The sequence below is a fragment of the Xanthomonas bromi genome (assembly GCF_900092025.1).
Classification (GTDB): Bacteria; Pseudomonadota; Gammaproteobacteria; order Xanthomonadales; family Xanthomonadaceae; genus Xanthomonas; species Xanthomonas bromi.
This window is the reverse complement of sequence record NZ_FLTX01000018.1, coordinates 56342-80813: the sequence shown is the minus strand read 5'-3', so window position 1 is coordinate 80813 and position 24472 is coordinate 56342. Positions and strand designations below refer to the sequence as shown.

Genomic DNA, 24472 nt, shown 5'->3' with positions numbered 1-24472 from the left:
CCCGAAGGGCGGATGGGGGCATGGTCGGCATAAGCTGCTAGTTGCAGGCGTAGGCGCGGGCTTTCTGGACCCCTGGTGTCTAAGCCCCGCCGGCCCCGCCCTCATCCGGCGCTACGCGCCACCTTCTCCCGCCAGCGGGAGAAGGGAAACGCTGCCTTCCACCGCCTGCGGGGGAAGGTGCCCGAAGGGCGGATGGGGGCGCAGCACCCGCACCTAAAAAATCTCTCACTAGCGTAAGTCAGCAGCAGCGCCCGTGCACCACGCACCGGTCGATCCGCCGTTACAGATCCAGCGTCAGCGTCAGACCGACCGTGCGCGGCGCGGCAATAAATGCACTATCGCTGCCATCCACGCCTTCCAGATACCGCTTGTCGGTGAGATTGCTGACATTGAGCGCCAACTGCATGCCCTTGAGCTGCGAGGACAGCTGGGAGAGTTCAAGGCCGAGGTTGGCATCGAAGGTGGTCACGCCGTCGAGCGCGGCACGGTTGGACGCATCCAGATAGCGTTTGCCCAGGTAACGCCCGGACACACCGAAGCGCCATGCCTGGCCGCGCCAATCGGCCGACATCACCAGCGTGTTGCGCGGCTGGCCGATCACCTGCGCACCGGGTGTGATCTCCAGCGCGGTATCGCGCGCCGCATCGCCGCTGCCGAGATAATCGGCCTTGTTGTAGGTGTAGGCGCCGTTGATGCGCCAACCGTTGTCCCAGCCGTAGCCCAGCGCCGCTTCCACGCCGCGCGCATGCACGCCGCCGAAGTTTTCATACACGCCATCGGTTTCGCCCAGGTAGTCGATGCCGGTGACGAAGTTGGCCGGCACATACACGATGCGGTTGTCGAAGCGGATGTCGTAGAGCGTGACGCTGCCGGTCATTGGCCAGCGGCTGACACGCAAGCCCAGTTCGATGTTGTCGGCGGTTTCCGGCTTCACCCGGCTCAGTGCGACCGGGTCGGTTTCGCCCAGCACACCGGACGGAATCGCTGCGAAATTCTGCGAGTAACCGGCAAAGGCTTCCATGCCTTGTACCGGCGTGGTCCAGGTCAGGCCGGCCGACAGCAATGGGTCCGAATGCGCATCCGATTCCACATGCTGCGCATCGCCGATACGGCGGTCGCGGGTCTGGTCGACGAAGAATTGCTTGACGCCCACGCGCCACGCGAACGCGCCATAACGCATCACGTCTTCCACGTAATACATCTGCTCGTCGGTCTGGTAGCTGTCCTTGAACTGCACCCAGTACGGCTGATGATCGAAGGCGATATTGGTGCCGACGTTGAGCAGGCGGTGCCAGTCGCGGGTGACGCTGCGGTCGTAACGCTCCAGCCAGGCGCCGGCACGCACGGAGTTGTCGATGGCGCCGAGATCGGTGCGCCATTCCACGTCGGCCATCGCGCCGGCACGGTGGTTGTCGTAATGGCTATGCCGATACGATTGCACCGGCACCGAACCGGCCGGATAGCAGGCCGGATTGGATTCGGCCGGTACCGCATCGCTGCCGGCGCAACCGGCCAGCATCGTGGCGGCTGCGCCGCCTGGGGTCAGGTAATACAACTTACCCAGATCGCTGCCGCCATACACGGTGTTGCCGCCGCGCGCCTCCGCTTCCGGCGCACCGGCGCCCTCGTTGGTGACGTCCACCAGATACGGCGGAATCCAGTCGCCACGACCTTGCATGCGATGCGCGTAGCCGGTGAGCGTGGTCTTGAACCCGTTGCCGCCATCGAAGGCGCCGCGCAGGTAGCCAAAGGTGTTCTTGCGCAAGGCGCGCGAGCCGGAGCGGTAGTTCTGGTCCAGATACGGAATGCCGGTGAGCGTGCCGGTCAATAGATCATGTTCGGGGGCGCGCGCGAACTGCTCGGGCGTCACGCTGGTGTATTCGGATTCGTCGGCATCGTCGTAGGACAGATAGCCGCTCAAGGTCCACTTGTCCACGGCGCTGACGAATTTGCCGGCCAGATGATCGCGGCTGGTGTGGCCGCTGCCGTCGATCCAGTCGTCGTTGCGTGCCGACGAGCCGCTGATCCAGGCGCGCGTGGTTCCGCCGAGTACGCCGGTGTCATAGCGCGCGTAGTACTTGCGCGCCTGGTTGTCGCCGATACCGCCGATCACCCGCACACGCTGTTCTTCCAGCGGCTCGCCGGTGAGGTAGTTCAGTGTGCCGCCCAACGCCTCGTTCGAGCGCGAGGCGATATCCGCGGTGCCCTGGCTCACTTCCACCGTTTCCAGGTCCGGCATGTCGATGAAGCGGTTGGCCTTGGAGCCGCCTCCGTATGCCGAACCGCCATTAGGCACGCCGTCGATGGTGGTGCCGATCTGCTGCGTGTCGCGGTTGCTGACGAAACCACGCATGCTGATCTGGGTGCCCCAATCCGACGAGCCGAACGCGTCGGCTTCGGTCACTACCACGCCCGGGAGTTCGTTGAGCGCGTCGTTGACGCTGCCCAGTACGAACTGGCGGTCGAGCATTTCCTTGCTGACGGTGGTCTTGGAATAGGTCATCGCTTGTCCGACGACCTGTACCTGATCGAGCGTGGACACCTGCTCGCCACTGGCAGGCGCTGCTGAACTTGGCGATGCCGGCGTGGTGCCATCGGGTGCCTGCTGCGCGTAGACGGGCAGGCCGAATGGAACCAGCAGCAGGGCAAGCGTGGCCGGATGGCGCACGCGTGGGCAGGTAGTCGAATCCATTGCAATCCAACGAGCGGGGAGGTGGCCGCAGACTGCCGTGCTTGCATTGCGTGATGATGACCGCGCTACAGGTGGGCTGCGATCACGCGGTGGATGTGCGCAGCTTCTCTGCTCCTGGCCGAATACGATTTGGCGCTACTTGGAGATGCGTAAGCAGCATCGTCGGGTGGTCAGGGGTGCGGTGTCCTCGCTGCGCGCGATTCAACGCTGTTTGGGGGATGCGCAAGCTGCGAGGACACCGCACCATGCAGCTAGCTGACTGTTTTATTGAACGCGGTGCACACCGATCAACTCGGCTGGTCCTTGCCCGCCCACCGTCGCGTGACCCTTGGCGGCATGGATGCCGCCAAGGACCTAACAGGGACGTACTTGCAGCGTGTCCTGCGATGGTGGGCGGCCGAGGGCCCTGCAGCAGAGTTGCAGATCTATCGCTCTGCAATCGACGCATGCAAAGCGTCCGCCCCCATGCAACGGGCGCTCACCGTTCGAAGCGGCCGACAAACCATCGCCAGCAGCTGTCATGGCGTGTAGGCAACGTAGGCCCGATATATGCGCGGGAGATGCCGCACAAGCGCACCCGCGTCGCCCGCCCGACATCCGCAGCATCGTGGTGTCAGCGGTTCTTGGCGCGCGGCGCCGCTTCGGTTTGCTGGGTTTCCGGCATCAATTCCAGTGCCGACGGCGTGGTGCGCAGCATCGGGCGGAACGCGATGGGGTGGGTGCGGCGGCGCGCAAACCGCAGCAGCCGCGTCAGCGTGAAGCCGGCCAGCGCCAGCAGCATCACCGCAAAATAGACCGGCAAGGCTGCCGGGCCGAACTTCTGCATTGCCCCGCCGGCCAGCGCCGGGCCGATCGCCGCGCCCACGCCATGCACCAGCAGCAGGCTGCTGCAGCCGGATAACAGGTCTTCGCGCGGCAGATAGTCCAGCATGTGCGCCACCGCAAACGGATACAGCGAAAACGCCAGCCCGCCATACACGAAGAACAGCACAAACAGCACCGTGGTCTGCGTCTGCACCATCGGCAGTGCGGCAGCGATGGCGACGCCGGCGGCCAGCACACTCACCGCCACCAGGGCGATGCGGCGGTCATGCCCGTCGCTGATGCGCCCGATCGGCCATTGCAGCACCGCACCGCCCACGATGGCGGTCAGCATGAACATCGCAACGCCGTCTGAATCCAGCCCGATCCGGTTGGCATACACCGGCAACAAGCCCCAGAACGCACCCATCGCCAGGCCGGAAAGGCCGGCGCCAATCGTCGCCACCGGTGCCAACGCATACAACGTGACCAATCGCAGCCGCGAGACCTGCGGTACCTCGGGCGGGATCAGCCGCGTGGTCATCACCGGCATGACCGCTGCACAGAACAGAATCGCCGTCAGCGTAAACATCGCCGGTGCGCCTGCATCGCCGATGGTGAGCAGGATTTGCCCCAGCGCCAGCGCCGACAGATTGATCGCCATGTAGAGCGAAAACACCCGGCTGCGCCGGCGCGCATCCGGCTCGGCGTTGAGCCAGCTTTCGATCACGGTGTACAGGCCGACCAGGGCCGCGCCGGTCACCAGGCGCAGCACCCCCCACCCCCAGGGGTTCAACCAGATCGGATGCAGCAACACCGCAATGGCCGCCAGTGCCGCATAAAACGCAAACGCGCGGATATGCCCGATGCGGCGAATCAGCGGTGGTGCGAAGAAGGTGCCGAGAAAGAAGCCGGCGAAGTAGCCGGACATGATCAGACCCAACGCACGCGCATCGAAGCCGGCCTGCTCGCCGCGCACGGCGAGCAGCGTGCCGAGCAGCCCGCTGCCGGTGAGCAACAGGGCAACGCCCAGCAATAAGGCAGTCAGCCGCAACATGGATGCGGCCCTGGTGGAGGGGAAGGCGCGTCGATCACGTGCGCCAGTGTACCAGCCGAGTCAGTGCAGCTCGATCGAAGCCGTGGGCGTGTGCGTCGTTTCGGCGATCGCTACGTGACGATGGAGGTGTCGACGGTGCCGGGTTTTTGCGGTTGCCCGCGCTTCGCGTCGCTGCCGCCACCCACGCACGCGTGTCGCTTGCGTGGGTGGCGGCATGCAGATCGTGCACGTGGAGGTGGGGCATCGCATCGGTGCGCGGAGCCATCAGCATGTAAGGCGCCGCAGCTGCGATCGCAGCGCTGACGTCGCCCGTCGCTCGCCGTGCACATGCATCGTCGGCTGCCTGCTGCCGGTCGCACAGGCCGCGCACTGCACCTGCCAGCCCGCATGGGTCTAGAATCTGCGCCCCTGCATCGTCTTCAGCTGATCCTGCCATGCCCATCTACGGTTTCCAGTGCACTACCTGCGGCCACGCATTCGACCGTCTGCAGAAGATGGCCGACCCGGATCCGCAGACCTGCCCGGCCTGCGCCGCGGCCACGGTCAAGCGTCAGGTGACCGCGCCGTCGTTCCGCCTGTCCGGCAGCGGCTGGTACGAGACAGACTTCAAATCGGCCGGCGAAAAAAAGAAAAACCTGACCGAGAGCAGCAGCGCCGGTGGCGATGCCAAACCGGCGGCAGCGACAGAGAGCAAGCCGGCGGCCAAACCCGCCGCCGATCCGGCATAAGTCGCCGCGACATTGCGCGTGTTCTTTTCTGCCGCACCTCTACGGTCGCTTCGGCTGGATTCGACAACTGCACCGGCCTGGATGCATACAGTCGTCGACACCAAGAGCGCCGGTGCCTTACCGACGCGCGCAGGCCGATCTCACAACGCTGGCCTGCGCGACCAGTGCATCAACGCGCTTCGAAGCGCGCCCGGCAACCATCGTTGACCCACACCGTGGCGCGGCGATCGTCATAGCCCCAACTGCGGCCTTCCTCACAGCGCGTGTCGGATAGCTGGCGGGTCAGCACCGGGCGGCCATAGCGGCCGTCCCAGGCGCAGGTGCGCAGGCGACGGTCGTCGCTGGCGCAGGTGATGGCGTAGTCGTTGCGGGGGCGGTCGTCGCGGCCGCCATCGCCGCCGTCGCCGGGATCCCATCCACCGCCACCGCGGGCCTGTGCAAATTCGCCCCGGCAGCCGTCGTCCACCCAGATCCGGCCACCTTCCTGGCGCCAGTTGCGGCCTTCCACGCAGGGCGTGTTGGACAGTTGGCGTGCCAACATGGCGCGGCGCCAGCCGGTATCGCAGATCTTCTGGCGCTGGTCGTTGCTTTCGCAGCGCACCGTCCCAGCGACCCCACCGAAGCCACCACCTGGGCCATTGCCGCCGGCCCAGCCGCCGCCGTTGCGGCCGTCGACAAAACGACCGCGACAGCCGTTGTCCACCCAGACCCGGCCGCGGTCGCTGCCCCAGTTGCGGCCCTCGATGCAGCGTGTGCCGGAGATGTTTTCCACCAGCACCGCGCGGCCGCGGAATGGCGTATCGCACTCGCGGCGGCGGTTGTCGTTGCTGGAGCAGATGATGCTGGGGCCGTCCCAGCCGCGTTCCTGCGCGCTGGCAGTGGTGCCGGCAATCGCGCCGGTCAGGGTGATCAGGCCGAAGCCGGAGAGCAGCAGGGCAGTGCGCAGCATCGTGTCGTCCTTGGTGCAGAAGGGGCGTGACGCCTATTCAGCCGGGCGCTGACTTAAGCGCCGGTGACCGTCACCACATTTGCTCCTGCCGGCCGCCGGCCCCAGAATATCCGGCTTTCCGGCGCTGCCCTGTGTCGGGTTTTCAGCGGAGCTTTCGATGCGTACCCACTTCTGCGGCCTGGTCGACGAGACCATGATCGGCCAAACCGTCACTCTCGCCGGCTGGACCGACGTGGCCCGCAATCTGGGCGGGGTGTGCTTCATCGACCTGCGCGACCACGAAGGCATCGTGCAGGTGACGGTGGAGCCGGAGAACGCCGAGGTGTTCCCGGTGGCCGCCAGCCTGGGCTACGAGGATGTGCTACAGGTCGAAGGCGTGGTGCGTGCGCGCCATGCGGTCAACGACAAGCTGCGCAGCGGCAAGGTCGAAGTGATCGCCTCGCGCATCACCATCCTCAACAAGGCCGCGCCGCTGCCGTTCCATGCGCACGAAAATCCGGGCGAAGAAACCCGCCTGAAGTATCGCTATCTGGACCTGCGCCGCCCGGAGATGCAGCGCATGCAGCGCACCCGCATCAAACTGGTGCAGGCGCTGCGCCGGCATCTGGATGCGCGCGATTTCCAGGACATCGAAACCCCGATCCTGACCAAGGCCACCCCGGAAGGCGCACGCGACTTCCTGGTGCCGGCGCGCATGCATCCGGGCGAGTTCTACGCCTTGCCGCAGAGCCCGCAGCTGTTCAAGCAGATCCTGATGGTGGCCGGCTTCGACCGCTACTACCAGATCGCGCGCTGCTTCCGCGACGAAGCGCTGCGCGCCGATCGCCAGCTGGAATTCACCCAGCTCGACATGGAATTCGCCTTCGTGCGCGAGCGCGACGTGCAGGATTTCGTCGAAGACATGATCCGCGCCATCTTCAAGGAAGTGGTGGAGGTGGACCTGGCCGCGCAGTTCCCGCGCATGACCTGGGCCGAGGCGATGCGTCGCTATGGCTCGGACAAGCCGGACCTGCGCATCGCGCTGGAACTGGTCGATGTGGCCGAGCTGGTCAAGGCGAGCGAATTCCCGGTGTTCACCGCCGCCGCCAACGATGCCGATGGCCGCGTCGCCGCGCTGCGCATCCCCGGCGGTGCCACGCTGTCGCGCAAGCAGATCGACGAATACGCCGCACACGCCGCCAAATACGGCGCCAAGGGTCTGGCCTACATCAAGCTGTCGGAGACCGGTGAGGTCAGCTCGCCGATCGCCAAGTTCTTCTCCGAAGACGCATTTGCCGCGTTGCTCAAGCACGTCGGTGCAGGTAATGGCGACATCGTGTTCTTCGGTGCCGGCGGCTACAACACCGTGTCGGACTTCATGGGCGCGCTGCGCCTGAAGGCCGGCAAGGACTTCAAGTTGATCGCCGATGGCTGGGCGCCGCTGTGGGTCACCGACTTCCCGATGTTCGAATGGGACGACCAAGCGCAGCGCTACGTCGCCCTGCATCACCCCTTCACTGCACCGGCGGTGGACGATATCGCCGACCTGCGTGCCAATGCCCGCACTGCTGTGTCGCGAGGTTACGACATGGTGCTCAACGGCAATGAAATCGGCGGCGGCTCGATTCGTATCCACCGCCCGGACATGCAGAGCGCGGTGTTCGAGTTGCTGGGCATCGGTGCAGAAGAAGCGCGCGCCAAGTTCGGCTTCTTGCTGGATGCGTTGAATTACGGTGCACCGCCGCACGGTGGCATCGCGTTCGGTATCGACCGCATTGCCGCGCTGATGGCCGGCACCGAGTCCATCCGCGACGTGATCCCGTTCCCCAAGACCACCGGCGCGCAGGACCTGATGACCGACGCCCCGTCGCCGATCGCCGCCGACCAGCTGGCCGAAGTGCACGTGCAGGTGCGCCCCAAGCAGCTCTGACCCGCGACCAGGCGAGGCCACGCCCGGCGCGTGGCCGTGTCGCGCACGATCGGCTGGCAGCGCCCTGCCGGAACCTTGGCGACCAATCCGCGCACTACGCACAAGTCCTGTCTCGAAAAGCTGGATGCGCAGCCGGCTGCGCATCGGGCGCGACCCGGCCAACAAGGCGCCGCGCTTTTGTCAGCACCGGTAGCGGTTGTGTAGAAGCTGCACGCCGATTCATGCCCCGCATCCAGACGTCAGGATGCGCATCGGCCGCATCGGCCGCTTACCCAGTCATGGCGCACTGTGACTTTTTTCGGAATCGGTAGCGCCTGTGAAGGAGCTGCGCGTTGGCTCAAACCTCCGGTGCAGCGTGCCTTTCGCTACGCCGCCGACATTCCGACGCAGGTGGTGCTCAGACTAGTGGTGCTGCGACCTACCCGCCACGCCGGCACAACCATGCCCGAATCGCAGGATGCTCTCCGATTCCCGATTCCCGATTCCCCATTCCCCATTCCCCATTCCCCATTCCCCATTCCCCATTTGCAGAATCGCCGCCGCATGCGAGAAGCTGCCACGTCCACCCGGCACGAGAGTCCCGCATGACCCGCATCCGCCGCGCCACGCCGGACGATGCCGAAGCATTGTCGCTTCTGGCCGCGCAGACCTTTACCGAAACCTTCGGGCATCTGTATCCGGAAGAAGACCTGCATGGTTTTCTGGAAGAGACCTATGCGGTGGAGCGCGCGCGCATCGTGCTGGCGCACCCGGACTATGCGATCTGGTTGCTGGAGCTGGACAAGCTGCTGGTCGGCCACGCCGCCGCCGGCCCATGCGGTCTGCCGCACGATGAGGTCCGCCAGGGCGACGGGGAACTCAAGCGCCTGTATCTGTTGAAAGACTACCAGAGCAGCGGCTGGGGGAGTCGGCTGTTCGAAACCGCATTGGACTGGCTCGAACGCGACGGCCCACGCACCTTGTGGACCGGCGTATGGTCGGAGAATTTCGGCGCACAGCGCTTCTATGCCCGCTACGGCTTCGAAAAAATCGGCGAATACGATTTCCCGGTGGGCAAGATCGTCGACCGCGAGTTCATCCTGCGGCGCAAGCCGATTGTTGCGGCCGACTAAGAGCCGCCAGCAAAACGACTGCGCTCACCGCCAGGCGGGCGCGGCCGGTGCTCGGAATCGGCATCTACCAGTCGTACACTCCGGTTCCTCCGCGCCGTCCGCACCCACCCGACGACCGCTCGCTATGTGTTGTTAGCCGCTCTGAGCCAGGCATTCGTACGAAGTGACGCCGCGTTCGCTCAGCCGTGCGCGGCGTTTACCGCACGATCGGCATAGCGCATGTACCCGTTCATGACCCGCGATGTTCACTGCACACCGTACGCGCGTCAGGCACCCGCCTGACGTTTGCCTCCCCTCCCGGTCACCACGCCTTTGTCCAGCCCATCGTCGGCCATCCCGGTCATTCCCCGTCGCAGTCCGCGCAAGCACGCGGTCACCGCCACCGCCGACGTGTTGCTGGTGCACGGCATCTGGAACACCGTGTACTGGCTGCTGCCGCTTGCATACCGGATGCGCGCCGATGGGCTGGCACCGGCGCTGTTCGGCTATGCCAGCGTGCTCGGCGGGCCGGCGCAGGCCGTGCCGCGCTTGATCGAACGCCTGCGCACCAGCCGCGCGCAATTGCTGGTCTGCCACAGCCTGGGTGGGCTGATGGCCTTGCAGGCCTTGTGCGATGCCCCCGACCTGCCGGTGCGCCGCGTGGTCTGCCTGGGCTCGCCCCTGTGCGGCAGCGCTGCCGCGCGCGGGCTGGCCCGGCGTGGCGGCGTCTGGGCGATGGGCCGTAGCGCCGCCCTGTTGCAGCAAGGGTTTGCGCGCTGGGACGGGCAGGCGCAGATCGGCCAGGTGGCCGGGTGCGTGCCGCGCGGCGTCGGCCGCTGGCTGGCGCCGCTGGCCGAGGGCTCGGACGGCACCGTGGCGCTGGCCGAAACCCGTCTGCCCGGGCTGCAGGACCATTGCGTGGTGCACGCCAGTCATAGCGGTCTGTTGCGCTCGCCCGAGGCCGCCGCCCAGGCGCTGTCCTTCCTGCGCAGCGGTCGGTTTGCGTCTTGAACATCCGCTGCCGGATGTCGCGGCTCCGGTGAGTGCAAGCAATCAGGTAAAATCCGCGCCCTGTCATCCAAGCCAGTCCGGAACCACCCATGGGTAGAGGTCCCTCGATCGAAGGCCGCAAGAACGCCTCCGACGCCAAACGCGGCAAGATGTTCACCAAGATCATCCGCGAGATCAGCGTGGCCGCGCGCGCCGGCGGCGGCGATCCGTCCAACAACCCGCGCCTGCGCACCGCCATGGACAAGGGCCTGTCGGCGAACATGTCCAAGGACGTGATCGAACGCGCCATCAAGAAGTCCACCGGCGAGCTGGAAGGCGTGGAGTACGAAGAGGTGCGCTACGAGGGCTACGCGCCCGGCGGCGTGGCGGTGATCGTGGACTGCCTGACCGATAACCGCGTGCGCACCGTGGCCGACGTGCGCCATGCCTTCAGCAAATGCGGCGGCAACATGGGCACCGAGGGCTCGGTGGCTTTCATGTTCAAGCGCCTGGGCGTGCTGAGCTTCGCAGCCGGTGCGGATGAAGACACGCTCACCGACGCGGCGATCGAAGCTGGCGCAGACGACGTGGTGGTGTACCCGGAAGACGGCGCCGTCGACGTGCTGACCGCACCGGACGCCTTCGCCCAGGTCAATGACGCCCTGGCCGCCGCCGGCCTGGAGCCGGCCCATGCCGAAATCACCTTCCGCGCCGAAAACGACATCGCCGTCGACGGCGACACCGCCGTGCAGGTCCGCAAGCTGCTCGACATGCTCGAAGACCTGGACGACGTCCAGGACGTCTATTCGAACGTCGATCAAGCGGCGCTCGGCGCGTAAGCGCCGGGAATTGGGAATGGAGAATCGGGAATCGAAAAAGCCGCTCCTGGCGAGACTGGCATGACTAGGGACGCCAACGCTCTGCTTTACCCATTCCCGATTCCCGACTCCCCAATCCCGGCCCCTCGATGACCCGCATCCTGGGCATCGATCCCGGTTCGCAGCGCACCGGCATCGGCATCATCGATATCGACGAGGGCGGTCGCAGCCGGCATGTGCATCACGCGCCGCTGATATTGCTGGGCGAAGGCGATTTCTCCCAGCGGCTCAAGCGGCTGCTGCAGGGACTGGGCGAGCTGATCGAGACCTACCGGCCGGATGAGGTGGCGATCGAAAAAGTGTTCATGGGCAAAAGTGCCGCCTCGGCGCTCAAGCTCGGCCACGCCCGCGGTGCGGCAATCTGCGCCGTGGTCATGCGCGACCTGCCGGTGCACGAGTACGCGGCCACCGAAGTCAAGCTGGCGCTGGTCGGCAAGGGCGGCGCGGACAAGGTGCAGGTGCAGCACATGGTCGGCATCATGCTCAACCTCAAGGGCAAGCTGCAGCCCGACGCCGCCGACGCACTGGCGGTCGCCATCACTCACGCCCACGTCCGCGCCACCGCGCAACGCTTGGGCGTCAATACCCAACAGGCCTGGAGCCGTAAAAGATGAGAATCGGGAATCGGGAATCGGGAATCGGGAATCCCAAACGCAGGGTCCACGACAGCGCGCGCTGTGTCGATTCCCCATTCCCGATTCCCCAATCCCGGCACCGCCGCGGCGCTGCCCAATGATCGGCCGTCTGCGCGGGATCCTGGCCTACAAGCAGCCGCCGTGGCTGGTGATCGACGTGGGCGGGGTGGGGTATGAGCTGGAGGCGCCGATGAGCACCTTCTACGACCTGCCCGATGTCGGCCGCGACGTCATCCTGTTCACCCATTACACGCAAAAGGAAGACAGCGTCGCGCTGTACGGCTTCCTGCGCGAAGGTGAGCGGCGGCTGTTCCGCGATGTACAGAAGGTTACCGGTATCGGTGCCAAGATCGCGCTGGCGGTGCTGTCCGGGGTCAGTGTGGACGAGTTCGCCCGCCTGATCACCAGCGGCGACATCACCGCGCTCACGCGTATTCCCGGCATCGGCAAGAAGACCGCCGAGCGCATGGTGGTGGAACTGCGCGACCGCGCCGCCGATTTCAGCAGCGGCGCGCCGATCACCGGCCAACTGGGTCCTGACGCCGTCTCTGAAGCCACCGTGGCCCTGCAACAACTGGGTTACAAGCCGGCCGAGGCGGCGCGCATGGCGCGCGAGGCCGGAGCAGAAGGCGACGAAGTCGCCACGGTTATTCGCAAGGCGCTGCAAGCCGCGCTGCGTTGAGCGCAGCCGCCAAAATGACTGCCTAGTCGCCAAACGGGCGCGGCCGTCACTCGGAATCAGGGGGGGCGGCTCGTACACTACGCATCCTTGCATGCGGCCGGCCCTTACGCTGGTGGCCTGCGACGTTCGTGCGGACGCCTTCGGCAGGCGCTGTGTCCCTCACCATCTTCACGCTGTCTGGCGAAAATTGCTTACCTCATGTCCCACACCCCTACATCAGCAGCCGGCTCCACCCACGCGCCCGCCAATAGCCAGACCGCCTTGGTCATCGGCGCGATCGGCGTCGTCTTCGGCGATATCGGTACCAGCCCGCTGTATACCCTGAAGGAGGCGTTTTCACCCCATTACGGGTTGACCCCGGACCACGACACTGTGCTGGGCATCCTATCGCTGGTGTTCTGGGCACTGATGCTGGTGGTCACGCTCAAATACGTCACCGTCATCATGCGCGCCGACAACGACGGCGAGGGCGGCATCATGGCGTTGACGGCGCTGGCGCAACGCACCCTGCCGGGCGGTTCGCGCTCGATGTACGTGGTCGGCATCCTCGGCATCTTCGGGGCCTCGCTGTTCTTCGGCGACGGCGTCATCACACCGGCCATCTCGGTGCTGTCGGCGGTGGAAGGCCTGGAAGTGGCCGCCCCCAAGCTGGAGCCGTTCGTGGTGCCGATCACCCTGGCGGTGCTGGGAATGCTGTTCCTGGCCCAGCGCTTCGGCACCGAGCGCGTGGGCAAGGCGTTTGGCCCGATCACCCTGGTCTGGTTCTTCGCGTTGGGCGCGATCGGCGTCTACAACATGGTGCAAGCGCCGGAAGTGCTGCATGCGCTGAACCCATGGTGGGGCGTGCGCTTCTTCGCCGAACACAACTGGCATGCGGTGTTCGTGCTTGGCGCGGTGGTGCTGGCGGTAACCGGCGGCGAGGCGCTGTACGCGGACATGGGCCACTTCGGCGCCAAGGCGATCCGCCGCTCCTGGCAGTTCGTGGTGCTGCCGATGCTGACCCTGACCTACCTGGGGCAGGGGGCGCTGGTGCTGCGCGATCCGTCCGCGGTCAGCAACCCCTTCTACGAGGCGGTGCCGGAGTGGGCCCTGTACCCGATGATCGTGCTGGCCACTGCGGCCACGGTGATCGCCTCGCAGGCGCTGATCACCGGCGCCTATTCGGTGGCCAGCCAGGCCATGCAACTGGGCTACATCCCGCGCATGCACATTCGCCACACCTCGCACTCCACCATCGGCCAGATCTACGTGCCGGCGGTGAATTGGTGCCTGCTGGCGATGGTGGCGGTGGCGGTGATCGGTTTCGGTGATTCGACCTCGCTGGCCACCGCGTACGGTGTCTCGGTGACCGGCACCATGCTGATCACCACCGTGCTGATGGTCATCTATGCGCGTACCAATCCGCGCGTGCCGGCGCCGCTGCTGTGGCTGTTCGCGCTGGTGTTCCTGGCGGTGGACTGCGCCTTCTTCTACGCCAACATCATCAAGTTCCTGGACGGCGCCTGGTTCCCGCTGCTGCTGGGCCTGATTCTGTTCACGCTGATGCGCACCTGGCGCCGCGGCCGCAAGCTGCTGCACGACGAGATCCGCAAGGACGGCATCAAGCTCGATACCTTCCTGCCCGGGCTGATGCTGGCGCCGCCGGTGCGTGTGCCCGGCACGGCGGTATTCCTGACCGCCGACCCGATGGTGGTGCCGCACGCGCTGATGCACAACCTCAAGCACAACAAGGTGCTGCACGAGCGCAACGTGTTCCTGACCGTGGAGACTCTGCAGGTGCCGTACGCGGCTGCCGGGAAACGGCTGAAGATCGATGCGATCGGCGATGAGTTCTACCGCGTGCATGTGCGCTTCGGTTTCATGGAAACCCCGGACGTGCCGCTGGCGCTGATGCGCTCCTGCGACCAGGGCGGGGCCTACTTCGATCCGATGGACACCACGTATTTCGCCAGTCGCGAAACCATCGTGGCCAGCGCCAACCGCGGCATGCCGATCTGGCGCGACAAGCTGTTCGCGCTGATGCATCGCAATGCCGCCCCGGCCACCGGGTTCTTCCGCATCCCCGGCAACCGCCTGGTCGAGTTGGGTGCGCAAGTGGAGATCTGAGCGTGGCCGCGCTCAAGTGGATGGTCTACGGGTGCTCGCCGAGCCTGGAGACCTTATGGGATGAAGCGCTCAACCTCGGGCGCGTGCCGGCAACCGAGGCCGCCTCGCCACGATGGAAGCGCGTCTCGGTGTCCGTCTGCCAGCCTGGCTATGTGAGTGTTGTACGCACGCTATGACGGCGGCGCGGTGCGGATGGCGCGTGGTCAGTCCCTTGAGGAGCCGGACAACTGGCTCAAGGCCGAATGGCTGATCCCGCGTGCCCGCCTGCTTGGCAGCACGGAGCTGTTTTCCTTTGCGCAAGTGCGCGCCTGCGAGGACTTCCGCGACGACGCCTTTGCCGGTCTTGCCAGCGGTGGTGACGATCACCGCCTGATCGTCATCGCCGCCGATGACCGTTCGCCGAGCCGGGCGCTGTGCCTGGACTATTCGGCAGCGGATGCCGAGCCCACCCTGGCCTACGTCGATGCAGCCAACAAGTGCCGGCTGGCGCTGTTCGCCAACGTGGACGCGCTGCTCTCGCAACTGGTCGATGTCCACTACTGGTCACCCGCCTTGCAGGCCACGCACGACGGAGATGTGGTGCAGTGGCAACCGCAGCCGCCCGCAATGACCACGTTCTGGAGTGGCCCCGGGCACTGGAGCGAGCACGCAGCCGCTGCCCACGCCGATGCCTTCGCCGCTGCCGAAGCGCGGCTGGGCGTGCGACTGCCGGAGCTGTTCAAGCGCCTGTATGCGGTGCAGGACGGCGGCGACACCAGCTGGTGCTGGGTGCCGCGAACCCGCTTTCCGTCCGATCGTTACGTGGATTGGGAATGCGTGCTGGTGAATCGCGATCTGCCGCCGCTGGCGCAGATCGGCAGCGTGCTGGATCTGGCCGCAGGCTTCGAAGACCCACCCGACTTCCGCGCGGCGGCCTGCCTGCACGCTGGGCTGGATCAGGTGCTGGTGCTGTCGTGTCACAACGTGGATAGCCTGTTGTGCCTGGACTACCGCGCACGCGGCCCGCAGTGCGAGCCGGAGGTGGTCTATTTCGAGCTCTGGGAGCAACTGGTGCCCACCTGGCGCCCATGCAGCTTCGACGCGTTCTTCGGTGTACTGCGGCAGGCCGAGCTGGATTGCTAGAGGCTGGGCCATCCGCGCGCAGCATGCGAAGATGGCGGGATGACCGAGCAGCGCATCATCGCCAGCAGCGCCACCCGCGAAGACGATGCCGCCGATGCGAGCATCCGCCCCAAGCGCCTGGCCGATTATCTTGGCCAGCAGCCGGTGCGCGAGCAGATGGACATCTACATCCAGGCCGCCAAGGCGCGCGGCGAGGCGATGGATCACGTGCTGATCTTCGGCCCGCCCGGGTTGGGCAAGACCACGCTCAGCCACGTCATCGCCAACGAGCTGGGCGTCAGCCTGCGCTCCACCTCCGGGCCGGTGATCGAAAAGGCCGGCGATCTGGCTGCGCTGCTGACCAACCTGCAGCCGCACGACGTATTGTTCATCGACGAAATCCATCGGCTGTCGCCGGTGGTGGAAGAAGTGCTGTACCCGGCGATGGAAGATTTCCAGATCGACATCATGATCGGCGACGGCCCGGCCGCGCGCTCGATCAAGATCGATCTGCCGCCGTTCACCCTGATCGGCGCCACCACCCGCGCCGGCCTGCTGACCGCACCGTTGCGCGACCGCTTCGGCATCGTGCAGCGGCTGGAGTTCTATTCGCCGGCAGAGCTCACCCGCATCGTGATCCGCTCGGCGGCGATTCTGGGCATCGACTGCACGCCCGAAGGCGCGGCGGAAATCGCGCGTCGCGCACGTGGCACCCCGCGTATCGCCAACCGGCTGTTGCGGCGCGTGCGCGACTACGCCCAGGTCAAGGCAGCCGGACATATCGATCTGCCGGTGGCGCAAGCGGCCATGCAGATGCTGAAAGTGGATCCGGAGGGCTTCGACGAGCTCGATCGCCGCATGTTGCGCACCATCGTCGAACACTTCGATGGTGGCCCCGTCGGCGTGGAATCGCTGGCCGCCTCGCTGTCGGAAGAGCGCGGCACGCTGGAAGATGTGATCGAGCCCTACCTGATCCAGCAAGGCTTTCTGATCCGCACCGCGCGCGGCCGCATGGTCACCACCAAGGCCTATCTGCACCTGGGACTGAAGCCCCCGCGCGACCGCGCTCCGGCCATCGGCGAACCGGGAGACCTGTTTTGATGGCGCTCCGTTGCTCACTCGCCCGGGCGGTCCCGATCGAAATTTCGTGCCCATGACCATCGAATTCCGACTCCCAACTCCCGAATCCTCGTCTGTATTCAGTTGGCCGACACGCGTCTACTGGGAAGATACCGACGCCGGCGGGGTGGTCTACCACGCGCGCTACGTCGCTTTCATGGAACGTACGCGCACGGAGTGGATGCGCGCGCTCGGTTACGGGCAGGAGCGCATGCGCCAGGAGCACGGTCTGGTGTTTGCGGTCCGCTCGATGCAATTGGATTTCCTCAAGCCGGCCCGGCTCGACGACGCGCTGTCAGTGTCGGCGGTGCTGCTGCGATGCAGACGGGCTAGCCTGCTGTTCGCGCAATCGGTCCGTCGCGAAGGCGAAGTGCTGCTGACCGCCGAGGTGCGCATTGCCGCACTGGATGCCAGCGACTTCCGCCCGCGCGGCATGGACGATGCGCTGTATGACGTGTTGAAAGCTTTAGAAACCACAGAATCCGATTACTGAGGAACGAACGGATGTCGATTGCATTGCTCCTGGCCCTGCAGGACACGGTAGTGGAAGCGCTACCGCAGGACGTCGCCGCTGCTGCGGCGCAGACCGCCAGCGTGGCGCACAACAGCAGCATCAACTATGTAGACCTGATCCTGCGCGCCAGTATCCCGGTCAAGATCATCGTGCTGCTGCTGCTGATCGGCTCGTTCATCAGCTGGGTGATCATTTTCCGCAAGGCGCGTGCATTCAAGCAGGCCAACCGCGAGGCGGACGAGTTCGAAAACCGCTTCTGGTCCGGTGCGGATCTGGCCAAGCTGTACGCCTCGGCAACCGACCGCAACCGGACCGTCGGTGGTCTGGAATCGATGTTCGAAAGCGGCTTCCGCGAGTTCTCGCGTCTGCGCGACCGTCGTCGCCTGGATGCACGCGTGCAGTTGGAAGGCGCACAGCGCGCCATGCGGACCGCGTTTACCCGCGAAGTCGATCAGCTCGAGCGCAATCTCGAACTGCTGGCCAACATCGGCTCCACCGCGCCTTATGTCGGCCTGGTCGGTACTGTGTTCGGCATCATGGTGACGATGCACGACATGGTCAGCAGCGGCGAACAGGCTGGTATCGCGGCCGTGGCGCCGGGCATCTCCGAAGCATTGTTCGCCACCGCCATCGGTCTGTTCGTCGCGATCCCGGCCGTGTGGGCGTACAACCGCTTCACCACGCGCGTGGAGCGGCTGTCGGTGCGCTACGAAACCTTCGCCGACGAGTTCAGCTCCATCCTGCAGCGCCAGGCTGGCGCGGACGAGTGATGCGCGCTCCCGGCACGCACCCGCACGGCGTTACGCGGGAAGCGGTCGGGAAAGCCAGTCGTGTCGGTGCGCAGCGCGATCTGCAGGTGTCCCTCACCCGGGCACTGTGCGACCACGCTGCCGCCCGGCGCCGAGGACTAATGAGGAACGTTTCGCGATGATCTCCGGTATTTCCCGCCGCAAGAAGCGCAAGCTCAAATCCGACATCAACGTCGTGCCGTATATCGACGTGATGCTGGTGCTGCTGATCATCTTCATGGTGACCGCACCGTTGCTGACCCTGAGCACCGACGTCAGCCTGCCCAGCTCGCGCGCCAAGGCGCTGGAGAGCAAGCAGGACCCGGTGGTGGTGGTGGTCGCCGCCGATGGCAAATTGGCCCTGCAACTGCCCAAGGGCAAGCCGCAGGCGATGGACGTGGCCGCACTGCAGGCGCAGCTGGCTGCCATCGTGGCGCAAGACAAGGATGCGCGCGTGGTGGTGGCCGGCGATCGCGCTGCGCCGTACCAGAAGATCATGGACGCCATCGATGTGCTCAAGCAGGCCAAGGTCGAGAAGGTCGGCCTGATTTCCGACTCCGGCGGCACTGCAGGCAGCGATGCACGCTGACGCACTCCCCACTCAAAGTGCGCGCGAAGACGGCTGGTTACGACCGGTCGTCCTGGCATTGGTCGTGCACGTGCTGGTCGCTCTGGTGTTCATTGCCGGCTGGCTGTGGTCGCCCGAACGCTCGGTCGAGCCGGCAGCCGGCGACCCCAGCATGGAAGCCTCGCTGGACGTGTCCGCCGCCGATGCGCGTGTTGCGCGCCAGGCACTGAAGGCCACGCCCGTCGAGACACCGCCCCCGCCCGCGCCGTTGCCCGAGCCCGCGCCGGAAGACAGCGTGCCGCCGCCGCAGCCGATCCCCGAGCCGCGGCCGCAGGATGCGCCCACGCCACAGCAGGCGCAGGCACAGGAGCGCGTCGCCCAACCCGACAAGGTCGATCAGGACAAGGTCGACGCATTGGCCATTTCCGCCGAAAAGGCCAAGCAGGAACAGGAAGCCAAGCGCCGCCAGGAACAGATCGATCTGACCGAGCGCAAACGCCAGGAAGAGGCCGAACAGAAGTTGCGTCTGGCCAAGCAGCAGGAAGAAGCCGACGCCAAGAAGAAGCAGGCGGCCGCACAGCAGGCGGCGGAAGACGCCGAGCGTCAGAAGAAGATCGCCGACATCCGCCGCCAGCGCGCGCAGGCCGATAAGGACGCGGCGCTGGCCGAGCAGAAATTGCGCCAGGTCGCCGCTGCACGTGCGCAGCAGGCCTCGGCGGCCGCTGCGACCAGCGCGCAGCCGACCGCAGGGCAGGGTGGTACCAGTACCGATCTGTCGGCCAAGTACGCCGCGGCGATCCAGCAGAAGGTGTTGGCGCAGTGGGTGCGCCCGCCGTCGGTGCCGCCGGGCCAGAAATGCACCATCAACATCCGTCAGTTGCCGGGTGGCAGCGTGATGGAGGCCAAGGTCGCGCCGGGCTGCCCCTACGACGAGGCAGGTCAGCGCTCGATCGAGGCGGCGGTATTGAGCGCGCAGCCGCTGCCGTATCGCGGATTCGAATCGGTGTTCCAGCGCAATCTGACTTTCGTGTTCACCGCGCAGGATCAGTGACTGTCGTCGTGCTGCGGCTGCCCTTGGCGCCGCAGCCTGGTGGCGGTGAGAGGGTTATTGGTCTTGGTGTGCACGCGGCTCCCCCGCGCGACAGCCTGCGAGTCGCCACGCCAACGCGACCGGGCAATGGTGCCGCCTATGTCGGTACACGATCGCTCGCTCCATTTTCACGTCACCTCATTCACGATTGCGAGTATGTTCACCCGCTGATTGCTATCCCTTGCACACTTTTCCTGCCCGATCCGAGCCGTCCATGAAAAAACCGCTGCGTTGGCTAGCTGCCTTGACCGCCCTGTTGTTGCCGCTGAGCGCGTTCGCGCAGCAGCAAGGGCTCACTATCGATATCGTCGGCGGTAGCGCCTCGGCCACGCCGATCGCTGTCATTCCGATGCCGTATCAGGGCTCCGGCACCGCGCCGCAGACCGACGTGTCAGCCGTGGTTGGCGCCGATCTGGACCGTTCCGGCCAGTTCCGTACGCTGCCGGCCGCGCAGATCGTCGAAAAGCCGACCCGTGGCACTGAGGTGCAGTTTCCGACCTGGCGCACGCTCAAGCAGAACTACATCGTGGTCGGCCGCGTCATGGACGCCGGCGACGGCGCCTATCGCGTGGAGTACGAGCTATTCGACGTGGCCAAGGGCGAGCGCATGCTGGGCCTGGCGATGACCGCGCGTGCCAACGCCATGCGCGATGTCTCGCATCAGATGGCCGATGCCATCTACGAAAAGATCACCGGCGTGCGCGGCGCGTTCTGGACCCGCATCGCGTATGTGACCGCCAGCGGCAAGGGCGGCGCCATGCGCTATGCGCTGATGGTGGCCGACTCGGATGGCTACAACCCGCAGACCATCGTGCGCTCGGCCGAGCCGTTGCTGTCGCCGAACTGGAGCCCGGACGGCAAGAAGCTGGCCTATGTGAGCTTCGAGCGCGGCAATTCGTCGATCTACCTGCAGGACATCGCCACCGGCGCACGCGAACTGGTTTCCAGCTTCCGCGGCATCAACGGCGCACCGTCGTTCTCGCCCGACGGCCGTCGCCTGGCGCTGGCGCTGTCGCGCAGCGGCAATCCGGAAATTTACGTGATGGACCTGGGCAGCAAGCAGCTGACCCAGCTCACCAACCACTTCGGCATCGACACCGAGCCGACCTGGGCGCCGGACGGTGGCAGCATCTACTTCACCTCCGATCGCGGCGGTCGTCCGCAGATCTACCAGGTCGCCGCCAGCGGCGGCAGCGCCAACAGGGTGACCTTCCAGGGTAACTACAACGCCACCGCCAGTGTGTCGTTCGACGGCAAGAAGATTGCCGTGGCGCAGGGCAGTGGTAACAGCTACCGCATCGCAATGATGGACCGCAGCCTGGGTTCGCCCAGCTGGAGCTCGCTGTCGCCGGGTTCGCTGGACGAATCGCCGAGCTTCGCGCCTAACGCCAGCATGGTGTTGTACGCCGCGCGCGAAGGCGGCCGTGGCGTGCTCTACGCCGTCTCTTCCGACGCTCGAGTGCGCCAGCGTCTGGTTCTGGCCGACGGTGATGTGAGAGAACCTGCATGGGGGCCTTACCGAACCGCGCATTAATGTTAATATTTCGCTGCGTTAAACCACTCATTGGCCCAGAGCCTCCATAGGTATCCCATGAACAAGTCCACCCGCGTCTTGCTTGTCTCCCTGTTGTCCGTCGCCGTGCTGGCTGGTTGCTCGAAGAAGGTGAAGGAAACGCCGCCTCCTGCAACCGACACCACCGCTGGTTCCTCGGTTCCCACCGGCCCGTCCACCTCCGGCCTGTACGGTCCGGGCGACCTGGATACCGATGCCTGCCTGCGCCAGCGCGTTGTTTACTTCGATCTGGATCAGGACTCCCTGAAGCCGGAATTCCAGGCCATCATGGCTTGCCACGCCAAGTACCTGCGTGACCGTCCTTCCTCGCGCATCACCCTGCAGGGCAATGCCGACGAGCGCGGTTCGCGTGAGTACAACATGGGTCTGGGCGAGCGTCGCGGCAATGCCGTGTCGTCGGCGCTACAGGCTGCCGGTGGCTCGGCCAGCCAGCTGACCGTCGTCAGCTACGGTGAAGAGCGTCCGGTCTGCACCGAAACCAGCGAAAGCTGCTGGTCGCAGAACCGTCGCGTCGAAATCGTGTACACGGCTCAGTAAGAAGCGATGCGCTTTCGAGTGACATCCCTGTTCGTCGCGGCGGCCCTTGTGGTCGCCGCGCCGGCATACGCGCAGCGAGCCAGTCTCGCTGATCGTGTGACCGTGCTTGAGCAGCAGCAGGCCAGTAGTCAGGCCAATAACGATCTCCTCAACCAGCTGCAGCAGGCGCGTTCGGACCTGCAGGCGTTGCGGGCGACCGTCGAACAACTGCAGCACGACAACGAGCAACTCAAGCAGCAGTCCAAGGACCAGTATCTGGACCTGGACGGACGTCTGAATCGGTTGGAAGGTGCAGGTGGTGCGACTCCGCCAGCGCCCCCAGCGACCGGCAGCGTCACCCCGGCCCCGGCACCTGCCGCGCGGCCTGCAGCGGCGGCAACTTCCGAGAAGCCGCCCACCGTTCATGGCGACCCAGGCACCCTGGCTGTCAGCGGCGACGAACGTACTGCCTACAATGTGGCGTTCGACGCGTTGAAGAACGGCAAGTACGACGATGCATCGCAGTTGTTCCTGAGCTTTCTGGAGCTTTATCCCAACGGCGTCTACACCCCCAATGCCCTGTACTGGCTGGGTGAGAGTTACTACGCCACCCGCAATTTCCAGCTGGCCGAGGCGCAGTTTCGCGATCTCGTCAGCCGTTATCCCACGCACGACAAGGCCGCTGGCGGCTTGTTGAAGCTCGGCCTGTCGCAGTATGGCGAAGGCAAGAGCGACGAAGCGCAGCGGACCTTGCAGCAGGTCGCCACGCAGTATCCCGGCACCGACGCAGCACGCGTTGCGCAGGAACGCGTGCAGTCCATCCGCCTCGGCCAGCAGTTGCGCTGAGCCGTGCCGCGTCGGTGCCTCTCGGCACGGCGCATACTTTGCCCATGAACGCCGCCGCCGTCCCCAGCGAGATCATCCAATCGCCATTGCCGCGATTGAAGATCACTGAAATCTTCTTGTCCCTGCAAGGCGAAGCCGACGCCGCCGGCTGGCCCACGGTCTTCGTTCGCCTGACCGGCTGTCCGTTGCGCTGCCAGTATTGCGACACCGCCTACGCCTTCCATGGCGGCGAGTGGCACGACATCGACGCCATCGTCGCCGAAGTCGCCAGTCATGGCGTGCGCCATGTCTGCGTGACCGGCGGGGAGCCATTGGCGCAGAAGCGCTGTCTGGTACTGCTGCAGAAACTCTGCGATGCCGGTTACGACGTGTCGCTGGAGACCTCCGGTGCGCTGGACGTGTCTGCAGTCGATCCACGCGTCTCGCGCGTGGTCGACATCAAAACGCCCGCATCCGGCGAGCAAGCGCGCAACCGCTGGGAAAACCTGCCGCTGCTGACTGCGCGCGACCAGATCAAATTCGTGATCTGCAGCCGCGCCGATTACGAATGGTCGCGCGAAATCGTCGCCGCGCACGCGCTGCACCGCCGCTGCACGGTGTGGTTTTCCCCCAGCAAAAGTGAGGTAAGCCCGCGACAGCTGGCCGACTGGATCGTGGCCGACCGCTTGCCCGTGCGCTTCCAGATGCAGCTGCACAAGCTGCTTTGGAATGACGAGCCTGGGCGCTGAAAGTCAAGGCGCGTAGCGCGGCGTATTAGGCTAGTGCGTCACGTTGACGAACAGATCCAGACGGTGCGTTGTTCTGCTCAGGCAGCGGGCGATCCTGCAAAGCGACAAAGACCCGGAAGCCACAGCGACGTTGACGCATTAGCGTCGCGGCACACCTGTGTCCGCGCGCTTGCACGGTCCACCTGAAACTGCGCAATTGCGGAGCAGAGAACATCGCTGAAAGCAATGCCGCGTGTGGTGGGCCGTGATGGATTCGAACCATCGACCAAAAGATTAAAAGTCTTCTGCTCTACCGACTGAGCTAACGGCCCACTGACCCGACATTGCGTCGGGGTGCGCAGTCTACCCTACGTGGGCGTCAAGACAAAATGGCGTAGTGCGTGGGATCGGGGATGCCGGCGTCGGCGAAGCCGGCGGCGCGCAGGCGGCAGGCGTCGCAGTGGCCGCAGGCGCGCCCGTCGGCGTTGGCGCGGTAGCAGGAGACGGTAAGGCCGAAGTCCACACCCAGGCGCATGCCTTCACGGACGATGTCGGCTTTGCTGAGGAACTGCAGCGGTGCGTGCACGCGCAGACCCGCGCTTTCTACGCCTGCCTTGGTTGCCAGGTTGGCCAGCACTTCAAAGGCGCGCACGAACTCGGGACGGCAATCCGGGTAGCCCGAGTAATCCACCGCATTGACGCCGCAGAACAGGTCGTTTGCACCGATGACCTCGGCCCAACCGAGCGCCAGCGACAGCATGATGGTGTTGCGCGCGGGCACATACGTGACCGGGATGCCGTCGCCGCCGGCATCGGGGACGTCGATGTCGTCGGTCAGCGCCGAGCCGCCGATGCTACGCAGATCCACGTCGACGACCTTGTGGGCGATGACGCCCTGCGCGGCGGCAACGCGTGCGGCGGCGTCCAGTTCTGACGTATGGCGCTGGCCATAGCGCACGCTCAGCGCGTAGACGGCAAAGCCCTGCTCCTGCGCAAGTGCGATGACGGCGGCGGAATCCATGCCACCGGACAACAGAACAACGGCTTTTTTCATGACAGATCGGCGATGACTGCGGAATAGGGCCGAAGGCTATCAGGGACGGCGGTGCAGGGCGACCGGGCGGTCGATCGC

At 65.7% G+C, this 24472-nt stretch carries 21 protein-coding genes, 1 tRNA gene, 1 other RNA gene and 1 pseudogene; 19 read left to right on the top strand and 5 right to left on the bottom strand.

The window, feature by feature from the left end; all coding sequences use genetic code 11:
* Window positions 1–280: 280 nt before the first annotated feature.
* Both XBLMG947_RS06660 and XBLMG947_RS06655 read right to left on the bottom strand, forming a co-directional pair.
* A complete protein-coding gene (locus tag XBLMG947_RS06660) occupies window positions 281–2692 on the bottom strand; it encodes a TonB-dependent receptor (protein WP_065467103.1) in 2412 nt (803 codons plus the stop codon).
* A 613-nt stretch (window positions 2693–3305) separates the two neighbouring features.
* Window positions 3306–4550 (bottom strand): MFS transporter, encoded by a 1245-nt coding sequence (locus XBLMG947_RS06655; RefSeq protein ID WP_065467101.1) that lies wholly within the window; start codon window positions 4548–4550, stop codon window positions 3306–3308.
* A 434-nt stretch (window positions 4551–4984) separates the two neighbouring features.
* Between XBLMG947_RS06655 and XBLMG947_RS06645 the strand changes: the two genes are divergently transcribed.
* Window positions 4985–5278 (top strand): FmdB family zinc ribbon protein, encoded by a 294-nt coding sequence (locus XBLMG947_RS06645; protein ID WP_065467097.1) that lies wholly within the window; start codon window positions 4985–4987, stop codon window positions 5276–5278.
* Between the two features lie 169 nt (window positions 5279–5447).
* Here the strand turns inward: XBLMG947_RS06645 and XBLMG947_RS06640 are convergent, their stop codons facing one another.
* Complete coding sequence (locus XBLMG947_RS06640) at window positions 5448–6227, bottom strand: DUF3011 domain-containing protein (RefSeq protein ID WP_065467095.1); 780 nt, start codon at window positions 6225–6227, stop codon at window positions 5448–5450.
* Between the two features lie 157 nt (window positions 6228–6384).
* On the opposite strand from XBLMG947_RS06640, the gene aspS reads away from it, so the two are divergent.
* From aspS to queE, 18 genes and pseudogenes are all read left to right on the top strand, one after another.
* Window positions 6385–8136, top strand: a complete 1752-nt coding sequence (aspS, locus tag XBLMG947_RS06635; RefSeq protein WP_065467092.1) for an aspartate--tRNA ligase — start codon at window positions 6385–6387, stop codon at window positions 8134–8136.
* A 584-nt stretch (window positions 8137–8720) separates the two neighbouring features.
* Entirely contained in the window at window positions 8721–9248 is a 528-nt protein-coding gene (locus tag XBLMG947_RS06630) for a GNAT family N-acetyltransferase (protein ID WP_065467090.1), read from the top strand.
* 62 nt (window positions 9249–9310) lie between these two features.
* Window positions 9311–9386, top strand: a non-coding RNA gene (locus tag XBLMG947_RS06625) — sX9 sRNA.
* A gap of 174 nt (window positions 9387–9560) precedes the next feature.
* A complete protein-coding gene (locus XBLMG947_RS06620; RefSeq protein ID WP_065467088.1) occupies window positions 9561–10238 on the top strand; it encodes an alpha/beta hydrolase in 678 nt (225 codons plus the stop codon).
* A gap of 89 nt (window positions 10239–10327) precedes the next feature.
* The gene (locus XBLMG947_RS06615; protein WP_065467086.1) at window positions 10328–11056 is read left to right on the top strand and encodes a YebC/PmpR family DNA-binding transcriptional regulator; all 729 of its coding nucleotides are present in this window, start codon (window positions 10328–10330) and stop codon (window positions 11054–11056) included.
* A 128-nt stretch (window positions 11057–11184) separates the two neighbouring features.
* Window positions 11185–11709 carry a crossover junction endodeoxyribonuclease RuvC gene (gene ruvC / locus XBLMG947_RS06610; protein ID WP_065467084.1) on the top strand — a complete coding sequence of 175 codons (525 nt, stop codon included), beginning with the start codon at window positions 11185–11187 and terminating at the stop codon, window positions 11707–11709.
* Between the two features lie 118 nt (window positions 11710–11827).
* Window positions 11828–12412: a Holliday junction branch migration protein RuvA gene (gene ruvA / locus XBLMG947_RS06605; protein ID WP_065467082.1), complete on the top strand. Its 585-nt coding sequence runs from the start codon at window positions 11828–11830 to the stop codon at window positions 12410–12412.
* Between the two features lie 198 nt (window positions 12413–12610).
* Window positions 12611–14518, top strand: coding sequence for a potassium transporter Kup (locus XBLMG947_RS06600; protein WP_065467080.1), 1908 nt, complete (start codon window positions 12611–12613; stop codon window positions 14516–14518).
* Window positions 14519–14520: 2 nt separating this feature from the next.
* A pseudogene (locus XBLMG947_RS21225) lies at window positions 14521–15640 on the top strand (SMI1/KNR4 family protein).
* A gap of 39 nt (window positions 15641–15679) precedes the next feature.
* Window positions 15680–16720 carry a Holliday junction branch migration DNA helicase RuvB gene (gene ruvB, locus XBLMG947_RS06590; protein ID WP_065467078.1) on the top strand — a complete coding sequence of 347 codons (1041 nt, stop codon included), beginning with the start codon at window positions 15680–15682 and terminating at the stop codon, window positions 16718–16720.
* A 52-nt stretch (window positions 16721–16772) separates the two neighbouring features.
* Window positions 16773–17231 carry a tol-pal system-associated acyl-CoA thioesterase gene (gene ybgC, locus XBLMG947_RS06585; protein WP_065467076.1) on the top strand — a complete coding sequence of 153 codons (459 nt, stop codon included), beginning with the start codon at window positions 16773–16775 and terminating at the stop codon, window positions 17229–17231.
* An 11-nt stretch (window positions 17232–17242) separates the two neighbouring features.
* Complete coding sequence (tolQ, locus tag XBLMG947_RS06580; RefSeq protein WP_003482569.1) at window positions 17243–18022, top strand: protein TolQ; 780 nt, start codon at window positions 17243–17245, stop codon at window positions 18020–18022.
* Between the two features lie 157 nt (window positions 18023–18179).
* Complete coding sequence (gene tolR / locus XBLMG947_RS06575; protein WP_005913652.1) at window positions 18180–18629, top strand: protein TolR; 450 nt, start codon at window positions 18180–18182, stop codon at window positions 18627–18629.
* Window positions 18619–19659 carry a cell envelope integrity protein TolA gene (tolA, locus tag XBLMG947_RS06570; protein WP_065467074.1) on the top strand — a complete coding sequence of 347 codons (1041 nt, stop codon included), beginning with the start codon at window positions 18619–18621 and terminating at the stop codon, window positions 19657–19659. The genes tolR and tolA overlap by 11 nt, the downstream gene beginning before the upstream one ends.
* A gap of 253 nt (window positions 19660–19912) precedes the next feature.
* Entirely contained in the window at window positions 19913–21232 is a 1320-nt protein-coding gene (tolB, locus tag XBLMG947_RS06565) for a Tol-Pal system beta propeller repeat protein TolB (protein WP_065467072.1), read from the top strand.
* A 57-nt stretch (window positions 21233–21289) separates the two neighbouring features.
* Window positions 21290–21808, top strand: a complete 519-nt coding sequence (gene pal, locus XBLMG947_RS06560; protein ID WP_029220381.1) for a peptidoglycan-associated lipoprotein Pal — start codon at window positions 21290–21292, stop codon at window positions 21806–21808.
* Window positions 21809–21814: 6 nt separating this feature from the next.
* Window positions 21815–22633, top strand: coding sequence for a tol-pal system protein YbgF (gene ybgF / locus XBLMG947_RS06555; protein ID WP_065467070.1), 819 nt, complete (start codon window positions 21815–21817; stop codon window positions 22631–22633).
* Window positions 22634–22677: 44 nt separating this feature from the next.
* On the top strand, window positions 22678–23361 hold the full coding sequence (gene queE / locus XBLMG947_RS06550) for a 7-carboxy-7-deazaguanine synthase QueE (protein ID WP_065467068.1): 684 nt from the start codon (window positions 22678–22680) through the stop codon (window positions 23359–23361).
* A 235-nt stretch (window positions 23362–23596) separates the two neighbouring features.
* Here queE and XBLMG947_RS06545 read toward each other — a convergent pair.
* Together XBLMG947_RS06545 and queC are read right to left on the bottom strand one after the other, a co-directional pair.
* Window positions 23597–23672: transfer RNA gene (locus XBLMG947_RS06545), tRNA-Lys, on the bottom strand.
* A 47-nt stretch (window positions 23673–23719) separates the two neighbouring features.
* Entirely contained in the window at window positions 23720–24394 is a 675-nt protein-coding gene (gene queC, locus XBLMG947_RS06540; RefSeq protein WP_065467066.1) for a 7-cyano-7-deazaguanine synthase QueC, read from the bottom strand.
* Window positions 24395–24472 lie beyond the last annotated feature (78 nt).